The sequence below is a fragment of the Candidatus Eisenbacteria bacterium genome, from assembly GCA_016867495.1.
In the GTDB taxonomy this organism is placed as follows: Bacteria; Eisenbacteria; RBG-16-71-46; order CAIMUX01; family VGJL01; genus VGJL01.
On the sequence record VGJL01000100.1, the window covers coordinates 1 to 9,761 of the forward strand.

The 9,761-nt window shown below is 64.1% G+C and carries 2 protein-coding genes and 1 pseudogene; all 3 read left to right on the forward strand.

All coding sequences use genetic code 11. From position 1 onward, the window contains the following. Positions 1 to 7,362, forward strand: a 7,362-nt coding sequence (locus FJY88_09410; GenBank protein MBM3287547.1) for a T9SS type A sorting domain-containing protein, incomplete at its 5' end; no start/stop codon positions are given. A 61-nt stretch (positions 7,363 to 7,423) separates the two neighbouring features. Further along, positions 7,424 to 9,085, forward strand: a complete 1,662-nt coding sequence (locus tag FJY88_09415) for a PorV/PorQ family protein (protein MBM3287548.1) — start codon at positions 7,424 to 7,426, stop codon at positions 9,083 to 9,085. Between the two features lie 367 nt (positions 9,086 to 9,452). After that, positions 9,453 to 9,575 (forward strand): annotated as a pseudogene (locus FJY88_09420) (prepilin-type N-terminal cleavage/methylation domain-containing protein). The last annotated feature ends 186 nt before the right edge of the window (positions 9,576 to 9,761 follow it).

Here is a 9,761-nt window from a genome sequence, read left to right on the forward strand (position 1 = left end):
GAGGCCGACGAGGCGGTCACCGATTACCCGGTCCGCGCGGTCGTCTTTGACGACGCCGGCTACGCGGGCGATCCGACCGATGCAGCTTTCCCTGGTTCCGGTAATCCGATCTACGCTGATGCGATCACCGTCTACTTCGACGGGATCGCCCCCTACACGCACATCATCGATCCGCATGACGGGTCGGTCTTCACCTTCGGCGTGACGATCCCGATCACCGGCCTCGCGAACGACACCGCCCCTGAGGCGGCCGCGATGCCCGGGATCAAGTCGGTCCGCTTCCAGTACAAGGACGGACGGGCCTACTGGGTCGGCACGGGCTACTACAACCACGGCATCGATCCGGTCTTCATCGACATGAACGGCAACGGGACGTTCCAGACCGGAATCGACATCGTTCGCTTCGGGAACCCCGGCGAAGGGGCGACGGGCAATCTCTGGTTCGATATCGACCCGACGCCGATGGACAACACCGACGATCCGATCATCATCAACTTCGGGGATCCGAACGAGGACACCTACACGATCGACTTCGACACGCGGCAGATGTGGAGCACGGAGGACAGCTACGTTCACCTCCGGATGCTCGCGACCGACACGGCCGGCAACGAGACCGTGAAGGATCCGCTGCACGCCGAGGAGATCGTGATCATCCTGGACGACGCGACCGCTCCTGTCGCCTACCTCCAGTGGCTGAACACGAGCTGCGCCCCGACATGCCGGTACCTCTGTGGGCCGGAGATCGAGGCGTTCCGCGGCACCGTGACTCTCTACGGCAAGGTGCTCGATCCGACCCATTGGGATCTCTCTCGCGTGGTCGCGGTCGACATCGAAATCCGCCCCGAAGGGACGCCGGACTGGACGGTCCTCGGACGCGACCAGACGCCGTTCCTCGAGGAAGTCCCGGCCGGTCTGGGCTGTACGGGTGATATCACCACCGGGCAGTTCTTCACCTACACGTGGGACACCGAGGATCCGTGGCCTCAGGGCGTCTACGAGCTGCGCGCAGTCGCGATCGATGACGACGGCAACAGCTTCCCGGACGACGCGCTCATCGTGAAGGTCCGGATCGACCGCACTCCGCCGGTCGTCTACTACGAGGGAACGGGCTTCCCCGGCTTCGTGGAGAGCCTCGAGCAGTACTACGACGACGGCACGCCCGGAACCTCGCCGGTCATCAAGCGCGATCCGGACACGGGCGACGTCGAGTTCTTCGTCTTCACGCCGGATGACGACATCCGGACGATCACGCTGCAGTGGCGCTACCCGACCGATCCGATCGGCATGTGGCGTCCCTGGAGCGATGCGTTCAACGGGTTCAGGGGGACCGACCCCAACACGCCGGGCTATCGTCGCCTCTTCAGCGACTTCCAGTACGAGCCGGCCCTGAACTTCGGAACCAACCGGGTCTGGACGGCCCACGCGGACGACTTCTTCTATGAGACGACGCCCGGCGCCATGGACAACCTGGTGAAGCGCTCGCTCATCGAGGGGCCGATCGAGTGGCGCGTCCTGGCCACCGACCTGGCCTGCAACACGAATGCGGCCGTGGAGGACTTCGTCACCGCCGCCGTCGACCTCACCTGCCCGACGGTTTGCGACTACTCGGTCGACAAGCCGACCAGGCGCGTGGTCCCGGGCGAGACGATGAACTTCAGGGTCTGCGTGCAGGACGCCGTGACAGACGTCCGCCACGTCACGATCCAGGCTGTCGTCGACGCGGGGCTACCGACCGAGAAGATCTATGTCGTCCGTGACGGCGATCTGCTGCCGGTCGTCGAGGGCACCAACGTCTTCGACCTGGACGGCTACAACACGCAGTGGTGGTTCGAGGCGGCGTGGGCATTCCCCGATGTCGTCTACAAGGACACCAAGCTCGACATCTACATCGTGCGGACCGATCCCGCCGGGAACATGTGCCGCAGCGATGTGGATGACATCTACGTCCAGGACCTGGTTCCGCCCGATCGCACCAAGATCGTCGTGATCGCCAACCGGACGACCTACACGGACGATCCGAACGACGGCGTCGTGATCAACGGGCAGGACCTGAACCGGCTCCAGGACAACGACAACATCTGGGTGAACAGAGACGCGAGCGAGCTCTACGACCCGTTCAACGGCAACCCGGCCAACCTCGACTATCTGATCAGCGAGGGCGCCCTGCACGGAGTCGAGAACAACGAAGCGAACAGCATGCGCTACTTCCTCGGTGACACCGAGGCGACCTACCCGCGCTGGGTCGACGAAGGGTACATGGGCAACTCGGCGGCCAACCCGGCCCGCCTCGCCCGTACGGTCACCCTCGTCGGGCGTACGTGGGTCGACGATCAGTCGTTCGGCGGCAAGGACGACGGCGTGGCGAAGGTGACCTTCCTCGTCAAGCCGGTCGGCGGAACGGCCGTCGTGCTCGGCAAGGACGAGTACCAGCCGTTCTATCCGCTCTATCTCTGGCACGTCGTCTGGAATACCAGGGAGGTGGCGACCGACGGGGTCACCCCGCTCTGGCCCGACGGCAACTATGAGATCGCGGCCTACGGAGAGGACCTCTCGCACAACGTCGAGGACGTCAACAGCCTCGAGTGGACGAGGGTCACCGTCGACAACACGGCTCCGAAGACGCAGATGGACGCCGACCTGAACGCGGCCGGCTTCCAGGATCGTCCGCCGACGGACATCGAGCGCAACACGATGTTCACCCTGTTCACGGTCATCTCTCCGGAGAACCCGCTCAATGACGACGCGGCGACCTTCTACATCAAGAGGGCGCGCGATCTGAACATGCCGGGAAGCTGGCTTGCGATTCCCGCGGTCAACGACCCCTGCACGTTATTCGACGAGAACTGGGGTTGGGGTCCGGAGGACGGGAATCCCGACGACACGAGGCCGTACAGCTTCGACCTGAACCTCACCAAGGCGATGGATCCGGTCGAGTTCCTGCACTGGCTGAACGATCCGAACTCGGCGCCGCAGCCGGGTCCGCTCCATGTCGGTGAGGAGTACGACTTCGTCGCGGCGGGCCACGACCTGCTGAACAACACCTTCTCGCACATCGACGCCTTCGCCGACACGAGCCCGAAGCGCTCGATCCGGTTCAAGGTGGTCGACACGATCGCGCCGATCATGACGATCACGCAAGCGAAGCGGAACATCGGCGACATGACGGTCATCAACAACCCGGACAAGATCTACGCCCAGTCGTTCGAGTACCTGCAGGCCAGGAACCTGACGGGCGATGTCGACCTCGAGGACGTCTTCTTCGTCTACCGCGAGCAGGGAACGACGAGCTGGACGCTCCTGGACGGCACACTCACCGAGTACTCGACCGGCAACTGGCGCATCGGCCCGTGGGATGTCCGGGCCCTGAAGCACAACACCTGGTACGAGGTGGCGGCGATCGGCGTCGACGACGTCGGCAACCAGTCCGACCCGAGCCTGCCGACGACACGGAAGGTTCTGGTCTACGTCGACTTCACGCCGCCGGACAACTACGCCTTCACGCGGCCGGCCGCCGGGGTCGTTAACCTCTGCGACTGGTACGTGGTCCCCGAGGCGGACAACCCGACCTGGCGGTACTACGACCTCACGGTGACCGACGCCGACGCAATCGAGAACGTCGACACCTGGAAGATCGAGTACTACTGGAAGCTGAACTCGACAATCGACACCGGCCTCTCCGCGTGGACGAGGATCGACACCGAGAGTTACCCCGTCATCCACGATGACGCGACGAACTCCTGGTGGGTAAAGTGGGATATCCACGAGCGCGCGACCGAGCTGTACGACATCGCCGCGCGCGTGATGGACGTCGCCGGCAACGAGACGCTCATCAGGATCGACCGCCTCGGCTATGACGCGGACGCACCGACGCCGCTCGCGGTCACCAACATCGAGGCGATCACGGCCGGCGCGCCCGAGATCGAGTTCCATCCCGGCGGCTGGACCGACATCGCGGCAGGCATCGAGATCCGCATCTGGGCTTCCGCGAAGGACGACGAGCTCGCCCTTCCGGAGGACCGTGAGACCGCGGTATCCACGATGCAGTTCTACGCGACGGTCGACAACGGCACGACCTGGATGGATCTCGGAACGATCACACCGACGCCCAACCAGGGCGATCCGACCGACTACGCGGGCTCCGTCGACTGGAACACGACGGGGATCCCGGTCGGCACGCAGCTCTGGGTCGGCGTGATCGCGACCGACGAGTGCGGCAACGCGACGAGCAGGGTCACCTACCGCCTGCGGATCACCGACATCGTGCCGCCGACGGCGAGGATCATCGCGTTCGATCCGGATCTCGAGCCGCACGGCGAGTATCCGCCGACTTGTGTGAAGATCTACGCCCTCGCGGAGAGCGATTCGACGATCGAGAGCGTGATCTTCCAGTACGACACGATCGAGGGTCCGAACGACCTCGATCACGAATGGGTCAACATCGGTGTCGGCCAGAAGCTGACCGACGCCAACGAGCCGCGCACCACCGAGGTCCTCTGGTGGACGGCCCTCAAGACCAGCTCGCTGCCGAGCGGGATCACGAGGTACTGGCTGCGGGCCCTGGCGAGGGACGAGAAGGGCAACCGCTACGGCGACAAGCCGACCGACGTCGTTCCGACGATGATGGCCGAGCTCGAGACGCTGTACGACGGCTCGATCACCTTCAAGCCGATCCGCACGACTGTCCCCGAGGTCGAGGACGTCTCGATCCAGGTGGAGAGCATGACGAACGCGATCCTCACGGTGAAGATGGCGAGCGCCATGGATCATCCGAGGGTCGTCGTTCTAGGCGAGCCGTACTACGTGGATGGCACAGACATCTGTCTCGAAAACAACTACTACTGGATCTACTCGGCCGACCTGCCGGCCAATCCGGAGTGGGACGGGGACTTCGGTCTCGTCCGCTCTCTGAATGATCCGACGGTCTGGCGGGGGGAGATCACGCTGGATACCACATACGGTGGCAGCCCGATCTTCGACTGCCTGAAGTTCAACATCAACGTCACCGGAACGGATGCGGGCCTCATGATCGACCACGCGAGTGTGTGGATCAACGAGTACCCGATCAGCGCGGCCCTCGGAACGAACGGCACAGTCCAGAGCGACGCCTACGGCATGACCGATGCTCACAAGATCACGGTCGTGAGTGGCGCGTGGCGCGGCGAGGACGTCTGCTTGCTGGCGTCCCAGACGGTGCCTCCGACGGTCGACTCGGATCAGGGGATCTATCTGGCGCCTGTTGCGAAGTCCGCATACCACATGCAGGTCACGAAGGGTCACAACGAACTCGGCAACTTCCAGGACGGCTACCACCCGCTGGTCCAGATCAAGTACGACCAGGCAGCGGTCAACGCCGCTCTCAGCGATGGAGTCACCGAGGAGATGCTGACCGTCCGCAAGTGGGGCCGCGATTGCCGTATCGATCCCACGGGCGAGACCTGGAAGTGGATCGGTGACGACATCAGTCACATCCATGTCGATCCTGTGAACAACATCTTGAGCTTCCGCGTGGGGAACCTGGACGATGCCCGCGAGAGGTGGTCGCATGACAAGAGCGACGAGTTCCCGCAGTCGGACACCACTGAAGTTGACCTCTGCTACAGGGGCAACATCTTCCAGATCTTCGCGCCGAAGAGCTCAGCGCCGGTCTTCGTCTTCAGCGTCACGCCGTTCAGCGAGTACAGGAGCGGCTGGTGGACCGACGCGGACCCGGTCTTCACGACCTACTTGAACGACGTCGGCGGTCAGGGGATCGATCCCACGACCGTCCAGGTCAAGATCGACGGGAACCTCGTCGCGACCTTCAACGGGACCGGACCCGCCCAGTGGTACTGGGGCAACGGGAACGCGTACCTGTGGCAGGCGAACGCCGAGGGAACCGTCTACGAGATGGACTACAGTCACTCGACCCTCCAGCGCGACTGGCTGGCCGAGCGGACCAACCCGCTCGCGCCGCACATCTTCACGGTCGAGTACAGGACGATCAGGGGCACGCACGAGCTGGTCAGCGTGGATACGCCGTTCTGGGTGGATCAGACGCCGCCCACGATCGAGTTCCACGGCGGCTGGGTCAGCAACCCGCTCCTGCGGAACATCCGCGGCTACATCGCGGGCGAGGGATGCGGTCCGGGACCGATGGACTGCATGCTCACGGTTCGCATGACCGACACCGGATCGGGTATCTTCGTCCGTCCGCACCGGCAGGAGTACCTCTACGACCATGACGGCGACGGATGGATCGATCCGGAAGACATGAATGCGGATCCGACCTACGAGTGCGGCAACTGCGCCGACTGGATCGCCATCGACTGGGGCATCCATTACGACCTCTGGCGCGTCGACGGCGAGGACGAGCAGGCCAACATCGACGAGTTCGAGGAGCGCGAGCTCCTGCATCAGGGGACGGCGGACGAGCTCTTGCCCTACATCCAGAGGCAGGTCGGCACGGCGATCTACGACGGCCTTGCCGGCTACAATCCGGAGACGGACAAGCTCCTCGTCAGGCTGCCCATCGTCGGCGGCGGCCGGATCGCGGACAAGGACATCATCGAGGTGACGATCTACAGCGAGAAGTACCGCACGCTCCTCGGCGAGGGTCCCGCGCTCGGCTGCGACGTGATCGAAGAGATCGAAGTCAACGGCGAGACGATGTACATCCTCTCCGATTGCTGGTTCGACTTCCTGAGCCAGCAGCGGATCGTCTACACCCAGGGCGTCCTCGACCAGGTCAGGAACAGCGGCAGCGCCTATGTCGAGCAGCGGTTCATCGTCGACATGACGCCGCCGACCTGTGTGATCAACCTGCCTGGCGCGACGATGACGCCGGCCGAGCGGATGCCGCTCGACATCTCCGTGATCGACGACGGCGTCGGCGCGAGCAACTCCGTCTCCGTGAAGCTGACCGGTCCCGTCTCGAGGGACACGACGCTCACGGTGGTCGGCGGTCGCTCCACGGCGACGCTCGCGAAGCCTGGCGGCGGCTGGCCGTTCGGGGAGTACACCGTCTCGGTGACCTCGTCCGACCTGCTCGGCCAGAAGTGCGTCTCGATGAAGACGGTCCGGGTCGAGAATCCGGTGCTCACGCTCACGGATGCTCACTGCTACCCGAACCCGTTCGATCCCGCCGATGGCGATGTGAATATCCACTTCGTCCTCAGCAGGACGAGCGACGTGACAGTGAAGATCTACGACTTCGCCGGCAACTACGTGTCCACGGTCGTGCCGGGCCCGAACGGGTTCGCCTGGGGCGGGACGGCTGCCGATGGGACAAAGCTGGCGAACGGCGCCTACATCGTCCGCGTGACCGCAACCGACGGCGCGAGGACCGAAGTGGCGAACCTCAAGGTAGTTCTCTGGAGGGAGTAAGAGGCGAAGCTGTGGGGGAGGCTCCGGCCTCCCCCACGGCGAACTCTGTTCTAGGAAACTTATGCGACGACGGGTTCAACTAGGAGGAGGTTCGGAAATGGCAGGACAGAGGCGTGGAGCGCTCCTGACCTTGGTGGTTCTGGGGACGTTCCTGCTAACTGGATTCGCCTGGGCCGCGGACACCATGGGTGATCCGCAAAACAACCATAACGCTCCGTACCTGCGGATGGGTGTCGGCGCCAGGGCGCTCGGAATGGGTGGTGCGTTCGTTGGAGTCGCCAATGATCTGACGGCGGGTTACTGGAACCCGGCCGGCCTGACCTGGACACGGGGATGGTCGATCGGCGGGATGTTCTCCGCCGGGATGGAGGTCGACCGCAAGTACAACCATGTCGGCTTCGCCAGGAATGCCGACTGGGGCGCTTACGGAATCAACTGGCTCAATGCCGGTATGACCGACATCGAAGGCTACAACATGGGCAACGATCCCACGGGGTCGTTCGACTACACAGACAACGCGTTCATGTTCTCGTTTGGCAAGCAGTTCGACATCGCCTCGCTGGGCATCACGGGGAAGTACCTCCGTGCGTCGAACGGCGGCGCCCTGGCGGGGCAGGACGACGCGATCACAGGCTACGGCATCGACCTGGGCATGGGGCTGATCCTGACCGACTACATGCGTTTCGGCTTCACGGTTCAGGACATCGCCGGCCGACTCGGCAGCGTTGACGATGCCAACGATATCCCGACGAATCTCCGTACGGGCATCGCCATCTGGCCGCTGCGCGGGATGACTGCGGCCTTCGACGTCGAGAAGGCGCAGGAAGATGACGAGTACCTGTTCCATGTGGGGGCCGAGTATCGGGTTCCCCTCACCAGGGAGCTCAGCTCGGCGATCCGCCTGGGCATCAATGACGGCGACTTCGCCGCCGGCTTCGGCATGCGCTTCAACATGATCGAGGCCGACTATGCCTACGTGAACGACCGGCAGGACTTCCTGAACGAGAACCACCGCTTCTCGCTGGCGCTGCGCTTTGGCGCGCAGGACGACCTGGGCCCCTTCACCGGCGACGCCGACAAGGACGGGATTCCCGATGACGTCGACCAGTGCCCGACGCTGGCCGAGGACTTCGACGGGTTCATGGACACGGACGGCTGCCCCGATCCCGACAATGACGGGGACGGCATTCCGGACGTGAACGACGACTGCCCGAACCATGCGGAGGACATGGACGGCTGGCAGGATGCCGACGGCTGCCCCGATGTCGACAATGACGGCGACGGGATCCTCGACAAGGACGACAAGTGCCCCAGCGTGGCGGAGAACTTCAACGGCTTCGAGGATGCCGATGGCTGCCCGGACGAGACCGCGGGGCCGTGCATCCCGGTCTTCGCCTACATCAACTTCAAGTTCAATACCGCTGAGATCAGCGGCGCCGATCCGGTTCCCATCCTCGAGGATGTCGCCCGGATCATGCGCGAGACTCCGAACATGAAGCTCAAGATCACGGGTCACACCGACGCGATCGGGGGCGATCAGTACAACATGAAGCTGTCGATGAGGCGGTCCGAGGCGATCAAGGACTACCTCGTGAAGCGTGGCGTCTCCGCTGACCGGCTCTCCACGGACGGGAAGGGCGAGAGCCAGCCGATCGACACGAACGACACCGATCTCGGCCGCGCTCGTAACCGGAGGATCGAGTTCACGATCCTCCAGCAGTAAGGCGGGCGGGAGAGAGTGCATCCGAAGTCGGTGACCGACAGGTAGACCGACCTCTGAAGAATCCGTCGTGGCCCCACGGGGAAAGCCTCCCCCGTGGGGCCCTCTTTTGTTGGCGGAGAGCCGACGCTTCCGGCTCCGGATGAGCGGCACCTGGCAGGCTCGCGATCGATGGCCGGGGTCTCGGTGGGGGATCCGCGTTGCGTTTCGCAAGGCGGACGACTTCCTGCACGCGAGCCGTGCTTCCTGCACGGGCTGAGATGAAGCGGCCGCGATGGCGGTCTTGTGGCCCAAGAGGTTACGGCGTCGAGTCTGCCGGAACGCCGCTTGCTCGCATCTTCCGCGGCCGGGCCTGCTTCGGGGAGGGGTCATGTCGCTCATCGACGATCGTCGCCGCGCCGACAGGAGAGAGCCCCTCGGATTCACCCTGATCGAGCTGATCGTCGTCGTCGCCGTCCTGGGAATCCTGCTCGCCATCGCGATTCCGAGCTATCTGCAGGCGGCCGAACGCGCCCGCAGGGGGTCCTGCTTCAGCAATCAGCGGAATCTGATTCCCGCGGCCCTCCTCTACTGCTCGGACCACGGAATCACGGACGGCGTGCTGAACAGCGAGATCCTGTGCGAAGAGGGATACTGCACCGAAGAGATCGCCGAATGCCCGTGCAGCGAGCAGGTCGAC

What these genes read in the sequence shown, in the direction of transcription:
- FJY88_09415 (MBM3287548.1), top strand. Translation starts at nt 7,424, where the DNA reads ATGCGACGACGGGTTCAACTAGGAGGAGGTTCGGAAATGGCAGGACAG.